Raw genomic sequence first — 21,923 nt, 5'->3', positions numbered from 1 at the left:
TACGTTCGGAGGTTTGCCATGTTAAACTTTTACCAACCCACTCCACTTGAAGACTGGATAGAAACCCGTTATCAATCCTTTGGCATTTTTTCTCCTGATGACCTCGACATTGACATCGTTGCACATTCGTTTGGTATTCAAGTGCTTTATCTTCCAGATGCAAAAGAAGAGGCAATCTGGGACGATGACATAGCTGCAATATTTCTCAACTCAAATAAAACTATTTCGGAGATTCGGGTAGCATTCTTTCACGAATTATGTCACCCATTACGCCACGTTGGTAATCAATTGATGCTTCCGAGCATTTTTCGCGAACTTCAAGAAACCCAAGCCAACCAATTCCAACTGTACGCTTCTATGCCTTTCTTCATGATCAAGGAGATCAAACTACCTCAATATAAGAGCGAGGCGGTTGGATTGTTATCTCAACTGTTTGGGGTTACTACCCGTCTTGCTAGTCGCCGACTGGAGCAAATCGAACGACGCATTTACGAGGCTCGAACTCACCAGGAATTTGTTCAACTTCTTCAAAGCCAGCGAAGAAAAGCTGATCCAGCTAACTGGTGTCCCGAAGCAAAAGCTATGTTTCGATTGGCTATTCAAAGAAAAATGCAAAAAGGTCAAGGAGTTGTTATTCGATGAAAATAGCCGTTTACTATGAATATTTTGAAGGTCAACTAGCACCATTTAAGTATGTCATAACTTTCCGCCAATCAGAAATCGACTGGGACAAAAACACAATTTATGTACCGATTAACGCACCGTTTCAACGATTAGAAAGCGAAGATTTTAACCCCAGTTCTTTGGGGATCTCAGTCACCCTCGATGACATGACACTTCATTCTGATAAGGCCGGGAAATTTGGAATTCGCTTAGCTCCGCTTAAAATTCGTGCTATTGAGGGTGGTGTAGATTACCGGGATATTGAACAACTAATCATCCAAGTTGCAGACCTGGAAGAACTTCTGCAGATGAACGTGTTCATTGCATAATATTTGGGGGAGGGCTAAGTATGGAAAAAAAATCGTCTTTGCAGAAAACCTCAACACCTGGCATATACAAGCGTGGCAATAGGTACTGTTTCGTGGTGGAGCTTGGACGAGATGAGCTAACGGGTAAAAGAAAACAAAAATGGTTCTCTGGCTTTAAAACGAAAAAAGAAGCTCAACAGGCCCAAGTCGAAAAATTGAGGGAGATTCAAACTGGTCTACTTGTGGAAACGTCTGATATGACGGTCGCAGAATACATGGACTACTGGCTCGAAAACTACGCGAAGGTGTCGTGCAGGCATACGACCTACAACGTCTATCGTCAACGAACGCAACGCTATGTGATCCAGTTGATCGGTCGGATAAAGCTGAAAGACCTTAAAACCATGCACCTGCAAAAGATGTATGCCGATCTTCTGAAGAACGGCGCCAAGTACCGGGCTGGAGGTATATCCCCGATGACTGTCCGGCACATTCACGGCATGATGCATAAAGCCCTAGAGAACGCTGTCCGTTGGCAGATCGTACCACGTAATGTAGCGCAGTTGGTGGAACTGCCACGTGTGGAGAAAAAAGAGACGCTCGTTTTGACAAAGGAACAGGTTCAGCAGCTTGTTGAGGCAGCCAAAGAACATGAGTTGTATATCCCGATCCTGTTCGCTGTCACAACCGGCATGCGCTACGCAGAAATTTTTGGGCTTGCCTGGAATGATGTTGACCTTGAAAAACGAACGATTCACGTCCGCCAGCAAATCGTAAGGACAAGAGGAGAGTATCGGTTAACGCAGCCAAAAACGAAAAGCAGTGATCGGATTATCTCCCTTTCGGAAAGTCTGGTGGCCCCACTCCGCCGCCACAAAGCCGAGCAGGCACAGAAGAAGCTGTTGATCGGGCCAATGTATAACCCTGATGGTCTGGTCTGCTGCCGTCCAGAAGATGGGCTTCCATACTCAGCGACACCGGTTCGGCGAAAGTTTGACGCACTCCTGGATAAAGCAGGCCTTCCTCGGGTTCGCATCCATGACCTTCGACATACGGTGGCCACTCTGTTGCTGGAGCAGGGTGTCCATCCAAAAGTTGTTTCCGAGTTACTCGGTCACGCGAATATCGGGATCACTCTGGACAGATACAGTCACGTATCCTTGACCATGCAAAAAGAAGCCGTCGACTCCCTGGAAGCGGCTATTTTCACTTCGAAAAACGCGCTTTAGTTAATGAAAGGTTTGCAATTTGTTTGCAATCCACTCCTTTAACCACTTAAAAACACTGACATTTCAACGTTTTTGGATAACCAAAATTAAATAAAAAACATTTTGGACATAGTAGACACTCTCCTTTTTATTGTTTCAAGAATTTTAAAATTTACATTCGTACTGAACAAAGATGTTTTACCTTTTGCATCTGACTACGGTATAGCCTGATCGATCCACGTAACTGCCCGATCGCGCAAACCGCCATTGCTGACGATTGAGTCGTTTATCGACGACATGCTCACAACGATGATTCCCAGTGTGAAAACAATGCACATCAAGATGGAAAACAACTTGCTCATACCTATCCCTTCCTCAAGTCAGGTATTTGTCCAAAATTTCGGTAAGCAGCTTGTACCAGGGAAACATGGCCACCAACAACCCCATATAAAACGCTGGATAGACAATGACACTGTAGCCAATCCCCAGTGATTTGATTTTCTTTCGATGCCTGAACATGCGGCGGTGATCTACAGCCCACTCCAGTCGCTGCATAGTCAGGGCTACCTGACTTTCGCTCAGGTTTTCAACGGTTCTCATGCTGGAGACCAGAATCACCGCGTCTTCGACCCCCAGCTTTCTTTTGAACGTTTCTAAAGCTTCATCAGGGTCCTTATTCCATTCGGATAAACTGGGAACGTATTCTTTCAACAGTCGGGTCGGCCGGGCTGCCTTGAGCATGGCACTGTAAACAGGGACTTGATTCTCCAACAAATTGACGTATCTGTTGATAAAACGGGCGATATCGGTACTCAACACCTCCTCCCGGTACCCGGCCCACACTTTCAATCCGATATAGGGGAGCATAAAGCTGAGTGTGGAGGCGATCAGCAGCGTCACTAATGGAAATGACTGCGAGCGGCTAAACATCGCACCGAACAGGACCAGCAGACAGACCGCTGTCCCGCTGACCAACTGGGAGAACACCCACTCGGGTTTCCCCCATCCAAAGGGCCTGCCGGCACGTTCCAGAAGCCTCTCCCATGCCGGATCCTCGGTTGCGTTTACCGTCTTGGTCCACATATCTTTCCAGGGAACGGAAACAAACAGTTTGCGTCGTTGAAGGCCGATCAGGTACCTGGCTGCAAACAGGCAGCCGATAAATACAAAAATCGCTCCCAAGGTTAATGCAGCATACATGTAAACTTGCGGCATCAGCGATACCTCCTTCCCCAGATGAATGCCAGCAGGATAGAAATGGACCAGACGGTAACGGCCAGCGATAAGATCGCTTGTCCATCATTCGTAAAGAAATACAGCCTGTATGAATCCTTCAGCAGGCTTTGATTGTAAGGTATCAAGCAAATACAAATGATGATCACCACAATCAAACTAATCCAGATTGCGTGAATTTCACTATTGCGCTCTTCCTTTTCGTCCTGTTGCACAAACATTTCATTCGTAAGCCGATTCAACGCCGTTTGAATATCTTCTGTTTCTCCCTCAAGGCCGCTTGCCACATAAGTTGCGAAATCGGAAGCCCACGGGTGGTCCAACCGCTCGGCAAACTGATTCAACGCGAGCATAGGATCTCCCCCATCGGACAGCTTATTGGTCAGCAGCAGCAGGTCCGGCAACAAATCTTTCGGGCATTCCTCCACCATATCCCGAAAAGAGAGGATGATATTTTTTCGGCTGCTGTAATAACGGGAGAACAGATCGACAAAGCGGCAGAATGACAGTATTTTGCGGTTGATCAGTACGGTATAACGGGCATACAGCAAAAGAGTTGGCAGCAATAGCAGCAGAACGAACAACGATAGCGATACGACGATATTTCCAAGGAGGATGCCAGAGATAAAACCCGCAGCAGAACCGATCACGGAAAGGATCAGGAATACTTCGGGTACTCCTCCTGCCACCAGGCACCACCTTTCGTAGTGGCTGTAAACAAATCGATTGGCCTTCCGCTCCAGCATTTTATCCCGCCAGGCCACAACCGTTTTGGAAAAAAACACGTGAGGCACAGACCATTTCTGATCCAGGTACAAGCCCAGCACATAAAAGCCGACTAGAAGACAAACAAACATCGGGATAAACAATAATAGCTTCATATCAACCTGCCCATATCGGTTAGGCGTAGCTCTTTGAGAATGTCCAGGTCGGCTTTTCCTGCATAGCACATGTATTCGACCAGATGCCCATCAAGCTGCTTTCCTGTCCATTCATATGCTCCGCTGCTCCTGTTGCGATAGACAAGCGGTACGGATTCGACTCGGTTCATCACATCATTCCATTCCGTCACATGAATCGCATCGATAAAGCGGTGTCCGTTGTTTCGGTAAGTGAGCGAATTGACAAAATTGACGGCACGGCTGATCCTCTCCTGCGTAAGTTCGACACTTCGACCGCCGTACTGATACACCAGATCAGTCAAATCGTTTAGCGCTTTATGCGGAAACCGTTCATGCATCGCCGCTATTGTAGCGTCTGTTCCACGCACTCCCGCATTGATAAAGTGATACGCCTCTATTGGCTCCCGGATTTCTCCGATCAGGATGGTATTGGCGGTAGAGCGGTACATATCCTTGAAGGAGTTTTCCAGTTCGATACCGATTTCTTCTACGTTTTGCAGTTCAATGACTTCCCCGCTCCATACATCTCCAAATCTCATTTCATGCTCGCTCTCAAAGATCGTAATGTACTCGGTTCGCGGGTCCTTTAATTTGAGCATGCATATCAGTAAGGTCGTCTTTCCGGCTGCCATCGGGCCGATAACCAACACATTTGCCCGGCCGTATACCTGCTGCTCGATTAACCGTTGTACCTTTTCATCAAACGCCGGCATTTCCTGCTTGCGGAGGTCGTCCAGCGAGAAGGCAGGGGTCGCGAACCGTCGCACAATAATGACGGGAACCCTGGAATACGGGAAGGTAAACATAGTCAGACGTGCCTTTAAGGAGTCCAGATAACCGCTGAGGCGCGGCTTCTTTTCGTGGAAGGAAAGGCCGGCCGTATTTGTCAGCTTTTGCTGGAGCGTCTCTACTTCCTGCCATGTCGGCGTATAGTTTAAAGACTTCTTCACCCCCTGCTCTATATAAGCCACTTTGCGGCCTGCGGAAACCCTCACTTCTTCCACCCACGGAGAAAGATGCAGTGTCGCGTCGATCACACCCCACCCATATGTCGAAAATGCAAGCCCTTCATACGCGTTGACATGGGGGAGAATCTCTTCTCTGACCGGACGTTGCAGCACTTCCTCAAAGTAATGCTGCAGGCGCAGAATGATATGACTGTGGCTGTCTCGATCGCCTTTTTCCGCTAACGTTAAAATTTGCTGCATTTTTACTTTTTCTTCACGTGTGGAACCAAAGTGATTCAAGTAATCGCGAGCCGCCTGTTTAATGTCTTCGATGGTCCTTATCTGCGTTGGATTCCACTGTCTGACTGCCTTGTTCATCAGTACACGACCGCTCCTCTACCCGTTTTTTCTGTTTCCATAATGGCTTGCAGGCTCATGACATATGGTTTGGGCGGGAGAAATTCTTCCACCAACACGCTATGGGTACGGTGCGACTGACGTAAACGATCATCGGAGATACGGGGAACCACTCCATAAACGGATATTCCTTCACCGATACGGTGAGTCTGACCTTTATCGTTATGGCTTAACATGACTTGACACTCAACCCCGCGCTTCTCCCAGCTTTTTATCCACTCTTTTGCTCCCTCGATGCTAAACGGGTCCGATCTGACAAACAGCAACTTTCGATCGGCCGTGTACATGAGTCTCTGCATTGCTTCCGTTTCCGGAAAGCTGTAGCCCCAGTCAATGTAGATAAAATCAAATTGCTCCCGCAGCGAAGCCATCAAATTGGAAATCTCCACACTTCTCCAATTGCTCGTGGCGTTTGCACAAAACAGGTTGGGCAAATGGTTGCTTTGCTTGCAAATTGTTCGCCATTTTCTGGAGCGTGCCGTACCCACATCCGACAAATCCGGTCTAAACAAGCTTAGTTGGTATTTCTGGAGCTTGAAAAATCGGGTCAAGTCTTGTTTGTGGACATTCATATCGAGGACGAGAATTTCTTTATCCGGGTTTTGCTTCGCTAGCAAAATCGGGTAGTTGATGCAAAAAGTCGTAACGCCGGCACCTCCGTGACTCATTAATGCGTATATCATGCCTTTATCTTCAGATGAACCAGGCGTTTTGGCTTCATCATCCAGGCCGAAGATCTTTCCGATCCCTGTTCGTATTTCTTCTTGGGACAGATTGGCCGAAAGTATGTAAATACCGCTCAGATCAGCCTTCTGTACTACTTCTTTCATCAACCATTCATTGTGATAAAGCGGTACGACAACGATGGGTGTTTCGGGCTGCAGCGTATCTCTGGCTTTGGGAAGCCAATCCCAGACCGGTGTCTCAAACATTTCGGCAAACAGCACCGCTGCATCTGGCTGGTAGAGCTTTGCCAAGCGATAAAAGTCTGCAGACGACTCCGACACCAGCACCTGGCACCCAGCGGGCATATACGTGTGAACAAGAGATTTTACCGGATAGCAGACGATTGTCTTCATGGCGTTTTCCCCACCTCCTGATTTGATAACTGACCGATCTGGACGATTCCGTATAAAAATGCCTCGCTAATCGCGGTGAATTGTTGATCCGTAAGATTCAAACCGATAGAAGATGCCAGCGCAGTGGGCTGCGAGCGGTAATCGGTGTAACGTTTTTCTCCATTTAGCAGCGGCTTCTCCCGGGAAGCGTTAAAGACCGCATCCATATGGTCAGGGGACGGGAGGGGATTTGGCCTGATCGTATAAATTTCCGAACCATTGCTGTCTCTCACTGTTGCCAGCTGGGTCGTAAACAATAAATCTGCCGTGCCATTGCTTTTCCTAAAATGGCTTGGTTCGGGCAAATGTTCCAGCTCGGAAGGCGGTTTGTACGTCACCCAAACCTTCACATAGTCCCCTTTTCTCAATTCTGTTACGGGGTTAAAAAAAGTGAGCGGAAATTCATAGCGAGCCATTCCTTTTTCCGGAAGCAGCTGAGTATCCGTCAGCTTGCTTTGTAAAAGCTGTTCACCTGAAAAGATGGTTTGCGTGCTCCGTTTTCCAATCACACTCTCCAGGTCTCTGATCGCATCGGGGAGTATATTGTCAATTCCTTCCTGGACCAGCACGAGATCGGCTCTGGCAATCGGTTCGTACGGGGCAATGACCTTGTCTGGGGCCACCTTGACCACCGGAGCAAACAGTCGCTTCAAAGCAAGCGCATCGATATATCGGGTAGCCGCATAAAAGCAGGAACCCGCCAGTATAAACGAAATGATGCTAATGATGAACAACGTCTGTTTTTTCATAGCCCTCTTCCTTTTTCATGTAAAAGTGAGGAAAAACAGGTCTCCTCGTCTGGATACTGCTCTAACAGCAACATAGCCTTCGAGTGGGCTGCAAAGGTTTTATCACCGTCAAAAAGCGGGATTACCGCACTGACAAAAGCAGCATGTCCCTCGTTCCAAAGCGACAGGGTTCCCGACACCTTTTTCATAATGGCGGAGCGATTCCATTTTTCATTCCATTTATTTGCAATCATCCTGATCTTGCTGTAATTGCCAAACCACCAGCTCGGCGGTTTTTCCGTCAAAATCATCCTGGTGAGACGTGCTATATCAGAGTCAAACACGACCCATATCTCATCGATCATCTCCAGCAAGCGATCCATCTGTCGATCTTTCCAAGACGAGGATATATCGATGAGGACGGTAGAACTTTCCTTGCTCAGACGAAACAACAAATCGGCAGCTTCATGACTGGAATTTTTGTTTTTCAGCGGGGTATCGACATGGATGCGAAGACAATCATTTTGCATGTAGAGTGTGGAGGACAACTGAGTTTGAGCGGGTTGATCCGCCCTCCGTTCAAAGTCGAGAGCAAAATACAAATAGGAGTTTGTGCCGGGCAGTTCGCAAAGAGTGACATTCGTTCCGCTTCCGGCCATAGCGTAGGCGACATTGCCCGCCAAAAAACTGGCGCCTGCTTGAGGGTACAGACTCAAAACAGCAATGCATCTGCGATTCTGTCTGCGGGGCTCTTCGGCTTGCAAGCTTGTCAGTTTCTCCTTCAGCTCTTCGAGGCGTCGCTCTTCTTCGTTGGTCCGGACCAGATCCTTTTTCTCCAGTTCGCGAAACTGGCTGACAAAACGGCTTACGTGCTGAAACATCATTATCCTACCTGCGTGTCATTTCCATTTTGTTTTGCCCGCAGGTATTCTTTGAATTTTTCCACCATTTCTTTCATTGTGAGATTTTTGCGATGGTAGTAGTAAATTTTGCGCAATCTTTCACGTTCCTGAAAGGTTAGAATTGGCTTGAATTGGCTGACCATCTCTTGCAATTGGGCCAGCTCGGCGTTGTTTGGTCTGCCCCTCCGCGGCGGCTTGGCAAACAATTGTTGCTGTTTTTTGCAAAACGCATGGGGCTGTTCCACCAGCCACATATCTACCAATGACTCAATATCTGATAATGAACGAATCCCCAGTCGGAACAAGTATTTAAAGTAAGCGGAGAGATTTCGCTCACCGAGCTGTCCGGTTCTCCAGCGGCGATAATAACCGGCTGGCGAGGTTAACATTTTTGTTACATCACGGACAAGCATATTGCGGTTGCCGGACTGATAGTGGACAATCGTTTCTTTTACCAAAGTGAAAAGGAGATCGTGGTAATCGGTCTGCTGCTCATTTTTGCCGTATTCATGCGTGAACCATTCGTCAACGGCCCGATCAAAGTCTTTCCGGCAATTGGTCAAATTGATGTTGTCCAAATGTTTGTAAAAGTACTCCAGTCCGTACTGGGAAACAACCTCCTCTTGATAGGGACCGAACACAAACAGGATAAACCTTTCTTTTAATTCCTCTACTGACATAAGGCAATTCGTTTGTTCGTAGCAGCGATTAACCAATTCTATTGCGCTTTTCACCGACACTTCAAATTACCCCCAATTATTACATATTTATACATTAGTAGACATTTTGCTACATCTTTCTGCCTGCGTCAAACCATTTTTGCCGCAAAGGTAGGGGCTCGCCTTGCACGCAATCCGTACAAGGCGAGCTCATGGGTTACTCTACAGTAAAGTAGAGCTCTTCCCCGGTTGCGAGCAGAAGAGCGATTCTTCCCCCGCGCTCAATGACAGTCGGAGCAGCCTCCATTACCACGATCCCGTCATTGAGGATGATCCTTTCTCCAAATCGGTTCACAGACTCGATCCGGAAAGTTCCTTTAGGCATGCGGTCCACTGACAGATGCCTGCCGGGCTTGTGCTTTTGGTAACGAACGAGTCGTCCCAAAAGAACTTCCACTCCTGTGGAGCGGTCTTGGTGAGCTTCAACTGTTGCCAATTGCAACTCCTCCTTTTCTCACCAATTTTTACGGCCGTTTCATACGCTTATAAGCTCATGAAACTATTCTTACCGTAAAAAAAGACAGCGTATGGATGCAAATAAATTTAATCGTCTTCCCACAGGGCTGGATCGGCTAATTCCGGGTACATGTCCGTGATCATGTCAAACGGAGAAAAGTACAGCGTGTCCACAAGAATCTTGAGCTTATACTTTCGCAAATAGTGGTAAGCCCGCTCCGTCTTGCCGAATATTCGAGGCAATTCGCGCAAGTTTTGAACGTTCATCAGTTTTTTGCACATGTGGTCAAAGCAAATTTTGGCTCGCTCTTCCCCCTTTACGCTTTGAAAGTACAGGGGGGGAAAATGACGCCGAACGCCGGCGAGGACCTCCTCATAGACCCAGAGTATTTTTTGTTCCTCCGACGGCTTCGGCAGGTACGGATAAGCGTACTCAACGAGGTAATACACATCTTGAGCCTTCGCTTCGATCGGCGGCTCTACGTAATCCCTGATCAAATGAAGCTTTAACTCCTTTACATCCTTCATTCTCATCTCAAGACGTGCCTGTTCCGGCGTCCACATTTTCACTTGCTCTATCGCATATCGAATGACTAACTGAACCTTTTGTTTGCGATACTGCAAATCCTCAAATTCGTACGGCGAAAAGCGCTTTTGTGCTCCGCTCAGGATGCGCTTGTACCGCTCGACGATTTTTGACGGCACGGCTCACTCACTCCCACACTTTGTAATTTGGAATTTGAATCCAAATTACCATGCGTAGATAGGACAAAAATAACAATATTTACAATATTGACTAATCTAAAAGTCATACATTCCGGATTGCGATACCCTCCGAAAGGTCACATCCGCTTTTCCCCACAGATGATGCAGTTTCTGTCTGGCCTCTATTTTTACATGGTAAATTCCTTGTCCATAGAGGCTTTTCTTCTCTCCCTTTTGATGAATAATGGCCGCCGACTCCGCCTGCCGTTCCACTGCTGGACGATTCAACCCCCATAGCAGCTCGGCCTCTTCACGAGCGCCCCGGACAATATCCGCCTCGTACCGCTCGGCCTCTCGGCTTGTCGCAATCAACAATCTTCGCGTTTCCCCGTCCGAATCCCGATACTCCCATGCTCCCGCCGCTCGAGCCCCTTTCGACACGATGTCAGCCGTCTGCTGGACGCGCATGCTCGATAAATTTGCCTGCCCTTGTACGAGCATGATCGACAACAAGCCTCCCATACAGATGAGAAAAAAGAGCGCGGTCACTGTCGTCGTCCCGCGCTCCTCTGCCAGCCTTTCTATCGCCCAGCTCCTCTTTCCCGCGTCCCCTCTCCTCATTGCCCGGCTCCCTTCTCCGCGTTTTCGATCATCAGAAGATAGCTTTCTTTCAATTCGTAAGGCCTGCCGGTAGCGAGCAGGTTAAACTTCATGGTCGCCTCGGCTTCAAAATGGTTGCCTTTTCTCCATCCCCCTTGCACATGAAGGCGAACCTGGCTATCCGTCATACCGATCCCTTGCTTCAGCTCAGCATGCCCCATCTCTTTGGCATGATAGTTGGCTAACCCGAAATTCGGCTGGACGGCAGCGATTCTTCCCGCCTCATAAGCTGCAGCCAAAACCTTTTGCCGGTTGTACAGGATGGAAAATTGATCAAATGAAAAGATAAACAAAAACCAGAGCAGGGGCAGGATAAGGATGAGCTCGAGTATTTGCGTCCCTCGCTCATTGCGGATCAAGTCGAGCCAATTTCTTTTCATTTGCCTACCTCCACAAGTGCTGCACCAGATACGCACCCAAAAGGGGCACGGCGTAGGGGAAGGACAGAGCTGCTTCCTTATTTCGGGGAAGCCAGATTTTCCGATGTCCGATCCAGCCCGCGAGGATTGCCTGCATATTTCTGCCTAAACGTCTCCAGGTTGCCGGGAGAAAAACAACCACCGCCAGACAAACCCAAAGCGAGTGAATGAAGAGTGGATACACCTCTGTCCAGCCAGCCCACGCCCCGACCGCCATGAGCAGCTTTTGATCGCCCATCCCCATGCCGCGCAAAACAACCGGGACCACCGTCAGCAAAAACGCTCCGGCTACGCCTGCAACGGCAGTCGATCCCATTCCCGCCTGCCACTGATAAACAAGGCCGGCAGCCATTGCCGGAAGCGTTACCGCATTTGGAATCCTCCGGCATTTCCAATCAAAGCATGCGGCGATACCCAGAAGTAAAAAGATTACAGCTTGCGTCATTTGCTGATTTGGGTCTCCAGTTCCTGAATCCTCGCGTCCTCTGCGCTGCCCAAATTTTGCAGAGTGGGAATCAGGACGATTAAAATAATGGCGATGATAATCACCATCTCGACAATCGTCACGCCGTCTTCCTCCTGTGCAAACCGGCGGATGTAATCAGTGATCAGCGTCATTTCAATCACTCCTTTTCGATTTGTACTTTTACTTTGTCAAAAGACAGCGCCTCGAGCAAAAAAACTTACAGGCGTTCCCCAATTCCGATAAAAATAGGGCCCATGACGAGAAACAGCAAAGGAACCCCCATCAGAACGACAACGAACGGAAGCAGACGCACATGAAGCCGATTCATGTGATCGGATGCCTCGTCCTCCTGCTGACGGACCTGCTCCTCTACCTGCGTGGCGATCATCTTGGCGATACTGACCCCTTTGCTCATCGCCTCGTTCATTTCCATCGAGATCGCCGACAGGGAGTCTACCTCCCACCGAAAGGACAATTCTTCCAGAGCTTTTCGCCATGTCCCATAGCGTCTTTCTTCCACTTCCAGGCGCGCAAGCTCCCTGCCCAGCCTCCCTTCAAAACGGCGAGCGGTCTGCTTTACGGCAGACTGGATCGGCATGCCCGCCTCGACCAGTGACTGCACAATGCCAAAAAAAATCGGAACCTGCTCGCGAATCTCCGCTTTCGCCCGTTTGTCAGCCAAGTCCAGCAGCAGCGTGGGCAGCAGAAACAGGAAAACCGCGACAATCAGCGGCAAATATGCCGTCGTATTCAATGACTGCCCCCCTGCGTGCCTGATCGCCAATTGGATCACGACCGCCAGCATAACGATTCCGCCAATGGCCTTGGCCATCGCGACCTCTGCCAAGGAATAGCGAGAGCTCAGCCGATAGAGGACATCGGCTGTATGGGTACGGTTGATTCCGGTCCATCTGCAGATGATCTCCAATAAATGATCATGCTGCTCCAGATAGCCTGCCAGCTTCCAAGGGGAAATCGTCTTGCCGAATGACCTCTCCAGACGCGAGTGCCGTTCCCGCTCAATCCGTCCCAAAAGCGTCGGGGCATCCGCCCCCTTTTGTTCCAAACAAGCCGGCAATCCCCAGAACAATACCGCGATTCCGGCCAGTGCTGCTAGCCACAACACGGCTTCACCCTCCTTTATGAATGCCTTTATGGGCAAGGTGGCGTATGACCTCTCCGCCAATCAAAATCGATCCGAGCGAGGCCAATATCAAAAATCTCCCGGAAAGGGTGACTGTCAGCGGGTCAAAATGACCTGGGTTGTTCACGTACAAGGCGATGATAAACAAAAACGGCATCACGCTGAGCAGATTCACCTGGGCCGTAATTTGCGCCATGGCAGCTCGCTGCCGTCGCAGCGACTGCTTCCTCCGGAGTATGGCCGACGAAGCAAGATCAAGCGTTTTGGCCATGTCGCCGCCCATTTCCCGCTGGATGTGCACAATCGTCGCCAGGTAGCGGACGTCAGCCGAACCGGTTCGCTCGTAAAACTCGTTCATGACCCGCTCCAGCGGCACCTGAGCGCGCAACAGCTCTACGATCCTGCTGTATTCCGCAGTCACGCATTTATCCAGGTAGGCGCTTGCTGCCACCTGCTCAAATGCGTGCAGATAAGAGGGCGAAGTCCGCAGGGAACTGGCCATCAGGCGAATGGCCTTCACGTTGTCTGCCTCGAACCGCTCTTTTCTCCTTGCCCCCAGAATACTTACGATGCGCTCCGCGAAAAGCACGCCGGCAAGCAAAGCGGGCAACGCCAGAATCCATGACTGCAGGAGTTTCTGTGTCACACCGAACGAAGCAAGACCGAGCAAAAAAGCAAGTCCAACATAATGATTGACGCCAATTCCCGAGCCGGATTGCCGCAGCCTGACGTCCAGCCTGTCCCAGATCGTCTGCCGGTCCCGCTGCAGCTGGTGGACAATCTCGTGTTTTTCCTTATGCCCCAGGTAAAAAAAAGAACGCGGCACACCGACCAGGACAATCCCTGCTCCCAGCCCTGCCGCGATCAATACGCTTCCCATAGCCATGCCCCAACTACCCCCTACATCGGAATCGGAGTCGAAAAGAACACTCGCTCCCACTCTTCCCGCTGAAGCCCTTTTTCCGCCCAACACCTCACGAGTTTTTCCGGTTTATATCCAGTCCATCTGTACTCGCCTACCACCCGGCCGTTCTTGACTCCCGCAGGCTCGTATACGTAAATATCCTGCAAGTAAACGCGGTCAGGCTGGATTTGTCTCACGTTGCAGGCTTGGCGGATGCGTTCCTCATGTGACTGGCCGGTGCCAATCACCTCGGTAATCGCCACCACTTTGCGGCTCCCGTCTTCTTCAAATCGCTTCACCTGAACGATCAGGTCCAGCGCCGACCCGATCATCAGATTTCTTTCCGCCGTATTGTACGACTCCTCCGCCTTGGCGAACAAAATCGGCAAAGTCGAGTCGATCAAGGCCCGCGGAGAGTTGGCGTGAGCGGTACTCCAGCTGCCCGGATGGTCCGTGTTCATCGCCCACAGCATATCCACGATTTCTCCTCCCCGCGTCTCCCCGACGATGATGACATCGGGCCGTTTTCTAAGGGAAAGCCGAACGCAATCTTTTATAGAAAATCCCCCCTTGCCCTCATAGTTGGCGGGTTTGGCCAAAAAACGCCGGACAAACGGATGCTGCAGCTTCATTTCCAGCACATCTTCGATCGTGATAATGCTGAGGTGATGCGGGACATACTGCGAAATCAGGTTGAGCAAGTGCGTTTTCCCCGAACCGGTGCCCCCGCTGACGATCCCGGAAGCGCGAGAGAGACCGATCGCCCACTTTAAAAACGCAAGCATCGGCTCGCAGATCGATCCGTAGGCGAGATAGTCCGCCTCTGTCAGCAAATCGCGGTGTTTTCGAATCGTCAGCATGTGGCCATCCGGAGAAATGGAGCGATGAGTCGCCGCTACCCTGGAGCCATCCGGCAGTTGGGTATTCAGCTCCGCCTTCGTCTCGTTAAACTCGCGGCCCATGGTGGCGGCAATCTGCTCCAGCAGGCGCAGCATCTCCTCTTCATCGCGGAATACCGGTATGTCCGGCACTTCCAGACGCCCCGTACTCTTTCGCTCGACGACGAGGTGATCGTAGCGATGAAACATGATCTCCGTAATATCGGGGTCCTCCAGCAGCGGATCAAGCGGCCCCCAGCCAGTCAAGGAGCGGATCAGCCGCTCTACCTCGGCCTCAATTTGAACCGAAGCGAGCGGAGTTCCCGTTTCCAAAAGGAGGCGAATATCACGTGACAGCTCTTGCAGATAGGCTGCTTGTCCTTTTTCCTCCCACAAACGTTTACCGTGCTTCTCCACAATCTGCGTTCGAATGGCTGCCTCTGCCTCGAAAGTCAGCCTTCTATCTACAGGAGCATGCTGCTTCATCTGCATTCTCTCCTGCAGCGTTTGCGATTCACGAGCCGATTCCTTTGCCTGTGTTCGCAGATCAAGGCGTTCACGGGTGACAGCCTGAATTCCGAGCAGAGTCTTTTTGTCAAAGTTCATCCCGCTCTCTTCCTCCTTCCTATCTCCTCAACCACTTCCACAGGGAGGCGCGTTCCTTCTCCTTCTTTTTTCCCGAACCGTCGGCCTCTTCTTCCAGAGGCAAAAGGGCTTTGCCCAGCGCTTCAATGGCATCCTTGGCCGCCAGCTTTCCCGGATGCAGCATGACAGGATTGCCCGTGTTGATCGATTTTTTCACTTCCTGGTCATCGGGGATTGGAAATATCTTTTTGCTGGGATGGAGTTGAAAATAGGCGCGTATCTCATCGAGGGTAAACATCTCTTTTCGCTGCAAACGGTTCATGCACAGAGAAATGCGTTCTTCCGGATAATCCGCCTCCCGCAAGAGTTTTAATATACGTTGAATATTTTCAATAGAATCAACTACGGGATTCCCGACCATCACGACCTGCTCGGCAAAAAACAGCGCCTGGATCGTTGCATCCGTCGTATCTGGAGCCGTATCGATCAGGATGACATCATAGTGGCTGTTCTTGAGCGCATCCAGGATCAAATACAGATGGTAGTCTTTGATCTCAAAGCTGTGCCGGATATCGCGCGGAGAGGTCAAAACATGCAAGCCGCTTGCCTCGTGGACAACGATATGCCTGTCCACTTCCTGCGGCGAAAGCTGTACACTACCGATCTGGACCTGCCACTCCTCCTGGCTCAAATCACCCGGTTCCCGGCCTTGGGAGCGAATCCAGTCATGCAGCCGTTCGTCGATATCCTGGACCCACGAATACAGATTGGGAGTACGCGGCAAATTCAATGCAGTCGCAAAGGTTCCCAGGTCCAAATTGAAGTCGACAGCCAGAACCTTCAGAGGATTTCCGCCAAGCTTCCGTTGTGCAAAATAGATAGCGAGCTCGCGGGAAAGAAAGGTTTTTCCGACGCCCCCTTTTGGACCGTATACGGTAATGAGCCGTTTTTTTGCCTGTTGGCCGCTTCCTGCAACATAGGGGTGGTGGGGCTTGGCCTCCGCGACTCCAGAAAATCCAGCCGCCTGCATACCTGCTTCCACGCCCGGAAAAGCCGCTCCGCCCATACCGTTGCTTGTCGTTCTGATGCCGGTCAGACCTGTTCCCGTCCCGCTCATTCCTCCCATCGCCGCACTCCCTGTCGGCATGGCCTGCATCGCGGGCATGGCTGGTATGGAGGAAAGCTGCATCGCCAGCACCTCCAATTGACCAGGGTGGATCGGCTTGGCGATCACCCACATGCCCAGGTTGCGCAAAAACGGCTCCCACATCAGCTCCTGTTCCCTGCAAGCGGCAATGAACAACAGGTGCGGAAAAGCAAGTCTGAACTGTTGGCACAAAACGCCTCTTTCCGCTTCCTGCACTCCCCCGAGCAGCACGATATCCGGTTTCCTTTCATGAAGGGCCCGCCACGTCTCTTCTACCCCTGTCGTTTGTCCGCACACCTCCAGCCACCGGCTTCCGGCCGTCTGTGTTTGCAAGGCTGTGCCGACAGCGGGATCATCATCCACGATCAGCAATCGCTTTTTCACTTACTGCTCCTCCTCTCCCCACCGTTTTTTCGTTTTCATCAGAGCCGCCGCAAAGCTCGCATCACCGACTCCCGCACTGTTTTCTTCCTCCAGCAGAGACGCTTTCCCCAAGCGGATCTTTCCGTAATGAAGGGCATGGGTAAGCAAAACGGCTTCCCTCAGTTGCAGCGAAAGCGTGACCGCCTCCAGTCTGGGAATGTCGCCGTCCATCTCTCTCTGTACCCCGATCACCGGCATGTTGCGCAGGAGCAGTCCGGTATGCGCGCCGCTGTCGTCTTCAAACGATGCGTACACGTGCACCCGCTCGCCAATCGCTACATGCGGATTAATGCCCGTGACATTGTTGACCGGAATGCTGATGCCCGTCATCGACCGCTCCAGCTCACGCCCTTTCGCAGCTTCCCCCGCCTGCTCTACGTCTCCCGGCAAAAGCGGTCTTCCTCCTTCTACCCTGCGAGACAAAGGACGGTTCAGATAACGCGGAGCCTCCTCCCACGGGATCAAGCCGAAAGCCTCCGCAGACTGCTCCCGGGCAAGGCCGCCCACCTGAATCTCGCCGCGCTCAAGATCGGATGCAGTCAGCTTTTCTCCGCTCTCCTTCGCCACATTTCCCCTCAGCTTGACAAAGACAAAGGTTTGCGGCTGCAAAAAGTGATATGCTCCCGCCGCCACGCAAGCAGCCAAGAGCAGGATGGCAACCAGCCGCAGAGGATGGATGGACATGCCTTTGCCTCCTTTCTCTGTTTTTGCCAGCGTACAAAGGATGGACGGGACAAAAAAAGCAAGCTTTCCAGCAATAGGAAAAGACGAGTCCATCTCCTCGGACTTTTGCTTCGCATATATGACATTAGATGTCATACCTTGGGAGTTATACTTAGGTCCATCTAGGGAATGAATGGGGGATTCAGTATGAAAAAATGGCTTCGTATTGCAAAATGGACTCTGTTATCTGTAACCTGTTTTTATTTTCTTTTCATTGGTTTCTTTAAATTAAATGGAAATCCAGAAATTACACTCGCTTTTCAACAATATGGATTTCCTTATTGGTTTCAGATCATAATCGGTCTTGGCGAAGTACTAGGGGGCCTCGGATTGTTATTTTATAAGTTTTTCCGCTACGCAACCTTCGCATTGGCTTTTATTACCGTTTAGTACCCGATACGGCTAAAGAGTTTAACAAACGGCTGCGACTGTGGGCAAAAGGGGATCTGGGCGGCTTTACGAAATCGTTTACTGCCTCCCAGCAAATAATGGAGAGTGACGTTGTTCGGAGAACGGGACACGAACATGGCCAAAAACTGGCTGCATTTCTTGAACAGGGAGGGAAATCCACCGCCTTTGATCGTCATTGGCGCCGGCATTTTGTTTTTGAGAACATGGTAATTGATCAATTGAAACAAGAAGGCTATTACGTGGAGTTTATTCGGTAGCTTTTTTGAAAAAAAAAGGATGCATGATTTCCATGAGTCTTCTACATTGCTCGCTCCACCTATTCTTTTCCAAAACGCTATAAATGTAGACATGAATAAACTCTCTAAAACTTATTTTTTCGATTCTTTTCCGTTGTCTCCGATCAATACGATGGGTTACGTTTAACCCTTTTCCAGAAAAGGAGTAGCATAAACTTGCGTATTTGGATAGATGTCGCTATAAACTGTAGCAATCACTCTATCCTCGTCCTTGGAGTTGTAAAAATGAGGGGCTTTTTCAACTGAAACTGCTTTTCTTCTCCTGGTGATAACCCCACAATTACCACATTTCCCTTGCTTTCATTCTCTGAAACTGTAGTCCAATCTATGGTTATTCTGTCCACATCGTTTCAAATTTGATTCTTCGCATTTTTCGTCTGTCCGCTTCTTTACTACCTAAATGCAGGTTCCCAAGTTGTTCCAACTAACTTCACCGAGTTACCGTGGCCGTGAAAATACAGATTAATTTTATCTCTGCTAGAGCATTTTTTGGCTTTGTACACTTTACACATTCTATTAGCATTCTATGTCCCATTTTATACATTTCATGTAAAAAATGTATTTTTTATAAAGTTAATATATTACATTAATCCCATAATATTAGAAAGGAGCTTTACTATGAAAAAAACAATTGGAAAACTTGCAGTTCTCTCTTTATGCTCTGCTTTTCTGCTCACCTCAGTACCAACCCATGGCTTTGCCGCATCATCCTTAAGTCAAGTTACCGTTAACGATCAACAGGATAACGCATTCGTGAAAAAAGTTGACCCTTTTGTCAAATTAGACGCCAACACTATGCGTTTCTTCTTAACAAGTGACGCAAAAAAACATTTGTCTTCACATGAGTATTCTCAAGCAGTAGCAGCCATTAATCAAACAAATGCTTTGATTAAAAAGAACAAAAGCAACTTGATAGCAAATGGTAAAAAAGTATCAATTAACCAAAAGGTGGTTGCCAATTCAATTGATACTAATGCATACTGGGATTACGAACTTTTCTGGTGGGGACACCGCTTTTATCTCTCTCATGAGTTATGTCAAGACATTCGAGCTGAAGCAATGGGAATTGGTGGAGCTGGCACCATAACGGCAGGGATCCTTGTAGGTTTAGGGGTTCCGGGTTGGGTAGCTTCAATCATCGTTGGTTCTGGAGTACTAAGTCTTTACGTCGTCACCAAGATTGACAAAGGAAATGGAGTTTATATTGATACCTTTCATGTAGGGGTTCCGGGTGTTCCTAACGTGTACTCTGCTTAATAATTTCGGTTAAATGGGTAGAACACTCCGTTCTACCCTTCATACATAGAAAGGGGGTGACGGTACTTGATAGCAACCCGCTTTATCATTCATAACGTATTTGGCTTTCTTGCCATTCTGCTAATTTCCCATTTACCACTTTCCCCCTTTCTCGGAGTCCTCTTGGTAAGTATAATATGGATGGTCTCTGCTACCTTTTTTACAATGGACTATAAAGAAACTAAACAAATTAAAGGAATAGTTCTTGCCGCACTAACACTTTATGTCATTATGGATCTATTGGTCCTTATAACGCTTTTGGAAAACTGAAGCCCATAATAGGAATGCCCTCTTGCAATATTCGCTGGAGGGCATTGGCTATTGTTTTTCTGTTATCCGGTTTAACATCGTAAACATAAGCCAAGGTGATTTGCTTCAGTATGCCTGCCGGATCGTCGGCTAATTGCTTTTTCCAACTGTCAGGATTATTCAATAATCATTTTGTAGTAAGGCTATCGATTGCCTTCAATTTTACTTGCTCCCAGTCATCAAGCTTCAAAGTTTCTTTTAAATCCACAATTTTATCCCCCGACTTGTTGACAACATCGTATTGTATAACTCGAATTTTCTATCAGGCTGATCAGCTTTTCGGGATAATTCGGATCGGTTGCGTAGCCGCCCTTCCAGATTGCTGGCAGGCCGCCATGTAATCTGCACCAAGTACGTCATAGTAACGTATGGCTTTCCCTCGTACCGTTCAGGATTAACTCGGAGTGATCAGCGATAGACTCAGCGCAAGGTTTTGTTTTCGTAAAAGTGTTTATTACATCTATGAATAGTGTAAATAATACACCATCTTCATCATAATATATTGGGGTATAATTTCTTTGTAAGGGAGAACATTACATGAGACTCAGTAAATGGAGTAAACTACAACGCCTTCTAGCCAGTGGCTTGCTCGGCATAACCGCGATACTCGGAAGCGTATTGACCGTACAGGCGAATGAAGCGCCTGCCGCAGCTCCTGCAATCAGCCCCTGGGCCGTCCAGACACTTCACGAAGGCGAAAAATACGGAATTTATCCGCTTGCCTGGTATCAAGACGTAGCCTTTCAGCAGCCGATTACCACTGACAAATTTCAAGCTTTGCTGATCAACACGGCAGCGAAGCTGGATAAGCTGGGCTTCAGCAAGAAGACTAATTTCAGCGCCCCGAAAGCAAAAGATACAATAACAAGAGAAATAGTCCTGAACTCGCTGTACGGCGTCCTCACACAGTACGAGCTGCCAGAAGCTTTCGAAATCGGCAAGCTTGCTCCGATTGATTATTTGCAAAAGAAAGGCATCGTGAGTGGAACCATTGGCAGCCTGGGACTGAACAAGCCTTGCACTGTCGAGCAAGCCGCCGTCTTTGCAAGCAGGCTTGTAACCTATACATACGATACCGCCCAGGGAGGGGCAAAAGGGCTGCTCTGGAAGGCCACCAAGGGGGGCAGCACCCTTTACCTGCTCGGCTCGATTCACTATGGCACACCGGATATGTACCCGATGCAAAAAAACATCAGGGACGCGTTCGCAGCATCCGATACCCTTTGGGTGGAGCTGAATCTCCTCTCTGACGATAAAGAGGCGTTGGATTACTTTAAGCAATCCATGATGTACACCGACGGCACAACACTGAAGGATCACGTATCCACAGCGACGTATGAGAAGCTGCAGAAGGTTACCGACAAGTTGAAACTTCCCCGGGATGCCTTCGACACCTACAAGCTTTGGGCCGTATCCACCGGCTTGTCCCTGAATTCCACCACAGTCTCGCCAAGCGAGCAGCCTCAGTCTTCGGCTTTGGGGGTCGACATGTACTTCCTGCAAAGCGCGCTCCTTGCCGGGAAACCGATACACGAGTTGGAAGGCATAAAGCTGCAAGCCGATCTTTTCAACAACGCACCGTTGGACCTGCAGGAAAAAGAATTGAATGAACTGCTGGACTCGGTTTTGAATTCGGCTGGCGCCACACAGAACACGGCGAAACAGCTTATCGAGTGGCAGCAGCTATGGGCAAAAGGCGATCTGAACGGCTTTACGAAATCATTTACTTCCTCCCCGCAAATGATGGAGAGTGCCCTTGCGAAGGGGTTGTTCGGGGAACGGGACAAGAACATGGCCGCAAAGCTGGCTGCCTTGCTTGAAAAGGAAGGGAAATCGACTGTCTTTGTCGTCATTGGCGCCGGGCATTTTGTGGTCGAGAATATGGTGATTGATCAATTGAAGCAAAAAGGCTATCACGTGGAGTTTATTCGATAGCTTTTTCCGGGAAAAAGAGAG

General features: G+C 49.2%; 25 protein-coding genes and 1 pseudogene. 6 read left to right on the top strand and 20 right to left on the bottom strand.

What is annotated here, in order from left to right; genetic code table 11:
• Positions 1 to 18: 18 nt before the first annotated feature.
• The 3 genes from Q3F21_RS17890 to Q3F21_RS17880 are packed head-to-tail and all read left to right on the top strand — an operon-like array spanning position 19 to position 2,200.
• Positions 19 to 642 (top strand): ImmA/IrrE family metallo-endopeptidase, encoded by a 624-nt coding sequence (locus Q3F21_RS17890; RefSeq protein ID WP_340255995.1) that lies wholly within the window; start codon positions 19 to 21, stop codon positions 640 to 642.
• Complete coding sequence (locus tag Q3F21_RS17885) at positions 639 to 992, top strand: hypothetical protein (RefSeq protein WP_340255992.1); 354 nt, start codon at positions 639 to 641, stop codon at positions 990 to 992. Before Q3F21_RS17890 ends, Q3F21_RS17885 begins: the two co-directional genes overlap by 4 nt.
• A 20-nt stretch (positions 993 to 1,012) precedes the next feature.
• Positions 1,013 to 2,200, top strand: a complete 1,188-nt coding sequence (locus Q3F21_RS17880; protein ID WP_340255989.1) for a tyrosine-type recombinase/integrase — start codon at positions 1,013 to 1,015, stop codon at positions 2,198 to 2,200.
• A gap of 194 nt (positions 2,201 to 2,394) precedes the next feature.
• Here the strand turns inward: Q3F21_RS17880 and Q3F21_RS17875 are convergent, their stop codons facing one another.
• From Q3F21_RS17875 to Q3F21_RS17785, 19 genes are all read right to left on the bottom strand, one after another.
• Positions 2,395 to 2,541, bottom strand: coding sequence for a hypothetical protein (locus Q3F21_RS17875; protein ID WP_340255986.1), 147 nt, complete (start codon positions 2,539 to 2,541; stop codon positions 2,395 to 2,397).
• 13 nt (positions 2,542 to 2,554) lie between these two features.
• Positions 2,555 to 3,394 carry a hypothetical protein gene (locus tag Q3F21_RS17870; RefSeq protein WP_340255983.1) on the bottom strand — a complete coding sequence of 280 codons (840 nt, stop codon included), beginning with the start codon at positions 3,392 to 3,394 and terminating at the stop codon, positions 2,555 to 2,557.
• Positions 3,394 to 4,293, bottom strand: a complete 900-nt coding sequence (locus Q3F21_RS17865) for a hypothetical protein (protein WP_340255980.1) — start codon at positions 4,291 to 4,293, stop codon at positions 3,394 to 3,396. The genes Q3F21_RS17870 and Q3F21_RS17865 overlap by 1 nt, the downstream gene beginning before the upstream one ends.
• Entirely contained in the window at positions 4,290 to 5,639 is a 1,350-nt protein-coding gene (locus Q3F21_RS17860) for an ATPase, T2SS/T4P/T4SS family (RefSeq protein WP_340255977.1), read from the bottom strand. Before Q3F21_RS17860 ends, Q3F21_RS17865 begins: the two co-directional genes overlap by 4 nt.
• On the bottom strand, positions 5,639 to 6,757 hold the full coding sequence (locus Q3F21_RS17855; RefSeq protein ID WP_340255974.1) for a hypothetical protein: 1,119 nt from the start codon (positions 6,755 to 6,757) through the stop codon (positions 5,639 to 5,641). Before Q3F21_RS17855 ends, Q3F21_RS17860 begins: the two co-directional genes overlap by 1 nt.
• The gene (locus Q3F21_RS17850; protein WP_340255971.1) at positions 6,754 to 7,545 is read right to left on the bottom strand and encodes an SAF domain-containing protein; all 792 of its coding nucleotides are present in this window, start codon (positions 7,543 to 7,545) and stop codon (positions 6,754 to 6,756) included. Before Q3F21_RS17850 ends, Q3F21_RS17855 begins: the two co-directional genes overlap by 4 nt.
• Positions 7,542 to 8,405, bottom strand: coding sequence for a hypothetical protein (locus tag Q3F21_RS17845; protein WP_340255968.1), 864 nt, complete (start codon positions 8,403 to 8,405; stop codon positions 7,542 to 7,544). Before Q3F21_RS17845 ends, Q3F21_RS17850 begins: the two co-directional genes overlap by 4 nt.
• Positions 8,406 to 8,407: 2 nt before the next feature.
• On the bottom strand, positions 8,408 to 9,166 hold the full coding sequence (locus Q3F21_RS17840) for a hypothetical protein (RefSeq protein ID WP_340255965.1): 759 nt from the start codon (positions 9,164 to 9,166) through the stop codon (positions 8,408 to 8,410).
• A gap of 136 nt (positions 9,167 to 9,302) precedes the next feature.
• Positions 9,303 to 9,581: a hypothetical protein gene (locus Q3F21_RS17835; protein WP_340255962.1), complete on the bottom strand. Its 279-nt coding sequence runs from the start codon at positions 9,579 to 9,581 to the stop codon at positions 9,303 to 9,305.
• Between the two features lie 107 nt (positions 9,582 to 9,688).
• On the bottom strand, positions 9,689 to 10,306 hold the full coding sequence (locus tag Q3F21_RS17830) for a hypothetical protein (protein ID WP_340255959.1): 618 nt from the start codon (positions 10,304 to 10,306) through the stop codon (positions 9,689 to 9,691).
• A 96-nt stretch (positions 10,307 to 10,402) separates the two neighbouring features.
• On the bottom strand, positions 10,403 to 10,927 hold the full coding sequence (locus tag Q3F21_RS17825; RefSeq protein WP_340255956.1) for a hypothetical protein: 525 nt from the start codon (positions 10,925 to 10,927) through the stop codon (positions 10,403 to 10,405).
• On the bottom strand, positions 10,924 to 11,346 hold the full coding sequence (locus Q3F21_RS17820) for a TadE/TadG family type IV pilus assembly protein (protein WP_340255953.1): 423 nt from the start codon (positions 11,344 to 11,346) through the stop codon (positions 10,924 to 10,926). The genes Q3F21_RS17825 and Q3F21_RS17820 overlap by 4 nt, the downstream gene beginning before the upstream one ends.
• Positions 11,347 to 11,350: 4 nt before the next feature.
• On the bottom strand, positions 11,351 to 11,830 hold the full coding sequence (locus Q3F21_RS17815; RefSeq protein ID WP_340255950.1) for an A24 family peptidase: 480 nt from the start codon (positions 11,828 to 11,830) through the stop codon (positions 11,351 to 11,353).
• The gene (locus Q3F21_RS17810) at positions 11,827 to 12,003 is read right to left on the bottom strand and encodes a pilus assembly protein (protein WP_340255948.1); all 177 of its coding nucleotides are present in this window, start codon (positions 12,001 to 12,003) and stop codon (positions 11,827 to 11,829) included. Before Q3F21_RS17810 ends, Q3F21_RS17815 begins: the two co-directional genes overlap by 4 nt.
• 65 nt (positions 12,004 to 12,068) lie before the next feature.
• On the bottom strand, positions 12,069 to 12,977 hold the full coding sequence (locus Q3F21_RS17805; RefSeq protein WP_340255945.1) for a type II secretion system F family protein: 909 nt from the start codon (positions 12,975 to 12,977) through the stop codon (positions 12,069 to 12,071).
• 4 nt (positions 12,978 to 12,981) lie between these two features.
• The gene (locus Q3F21_RS17800) at positions 12,982 to 13,881 is read right to left on the bottom strand and encodes a type II secretion system F family protein (RefSeq protein WP_340255942.1); all 900 of its coding nucleotides are present in this window, start codon (positions 13,879 to 13,881) and stop codon (positions 12,982 to 12,984) included.
• 14 nt (positions 13,882 to 13,895) lie between these two features.
• Complete coding sequence (locus Q3F21_RS17795; protein WP_340255940.1) at positions 13,896 to 15,383, bottom strand: CpaF family protein; 1,488 nt, start codon at positions 15,381 to 15,383, stop codon at positions 13,896 to 13,898.
• A 19-nt stretch (positions 15,384 to 15,402) separates the two neighbouring features.
• Positions 15,403 to 16,893: an AAA family ATPase gene (locus tag Q3F21_RS17790; protein WP_340255938.1), complete on the bottom strand. Its 1,491-nt coding sequence runs from the start codon at positions 16,891 to 16,893 to the stop codon at positions 15,403 to 15,405.
• Positions 16,894 to 17,616: an RcpC/CpaB family pilus assembly protein gene (locus tag Q3F21_RS17785; RefSeq protein WP_340255935.1), complete on the bottom strand. Its 723-nt coding sequence runs from the start codon at positions 17,614 to 17,616 to the stop codon at positions 16,894 to 16,896.
• Between the two features lie 186 nt (positions 17,617 to 17,802).
• Here Q3F21_RS17785 and Q3F21_RS17780 point away from each other — a divergent pair, with 186 nt between their 5' ends.
• Together Q3F21_RS17780 and Q3F21_RS17775 are read left to right on the top strand one after the other, a co-directional pair.
• On the top strand, positions 17,803 to 18,045 hold the full coding sequence (locus Q3F21_RS17780) for a DoxX family protein (RefSeq protein WP_340255933.1): 243 nt from the start codon (positions 17,803 to 17,805) through the stop codon (positions 18,043 to 18,045).
• A gap of 935 nt (positions 18,046 to 18,980) precedes the next feature.
• A complete protein-coding gene (locus Q3F21_RS17775) occupies positions 18,981 to 19,619 on the top strand; it encodes a hypothetical protein (RefSeq protein ID WP_340255931.1) in 639 nt (212 codons plus the stop codon).
• Positions 19,620 to 20,224: 605 nt separating this feature from the next.
• On the opposite strand, the pseudogene Q3F21_RS27475 reads toward Q3F21_RS17775, so the two are convergent.
• Positions 20,225 to 20,389 (bottom strand): annotated as a pseudogene (locus tag Q3F21_RS27475) (glucosaminidase domain-containing protein); the annotation flags it as partial.
• A gap of 115 nt (positions 20,390 to 20,504) precedes the next feature.
• Between Q3F21_RS27475 and Q3F21_RS17765 the strand changes: the two are divergent.
• A complete protein-coding gene (locus Q3F21_RS17765) occupies positions 20,505 to 21,902 on the top strand; it encodes a TraB/GumN family protein (protein ID WP_340255928.1) in 1,398 nt (465 codons plus the stop codon).
• The last annotated feature ends 21 nt before the right edge of the window (positions 21,903 to 21,923 follow it).

It is taken from the genome of Brevibacillus borstelensis (assembly GCF_037834415.1).
In the GTDB taxonomy this organism is placed as follows: Bacteria; Bacillota; Bacilli; order Brevibacillales; family Brevibacillaceae; genus Brevibacillus; species Brevibacillus borstelensis_A.
The sequence above is the reverse complement of the archived record's forward strand: the minus strand, read 5'-3'. Positions and strand labels throughout refer to the sequence as shown.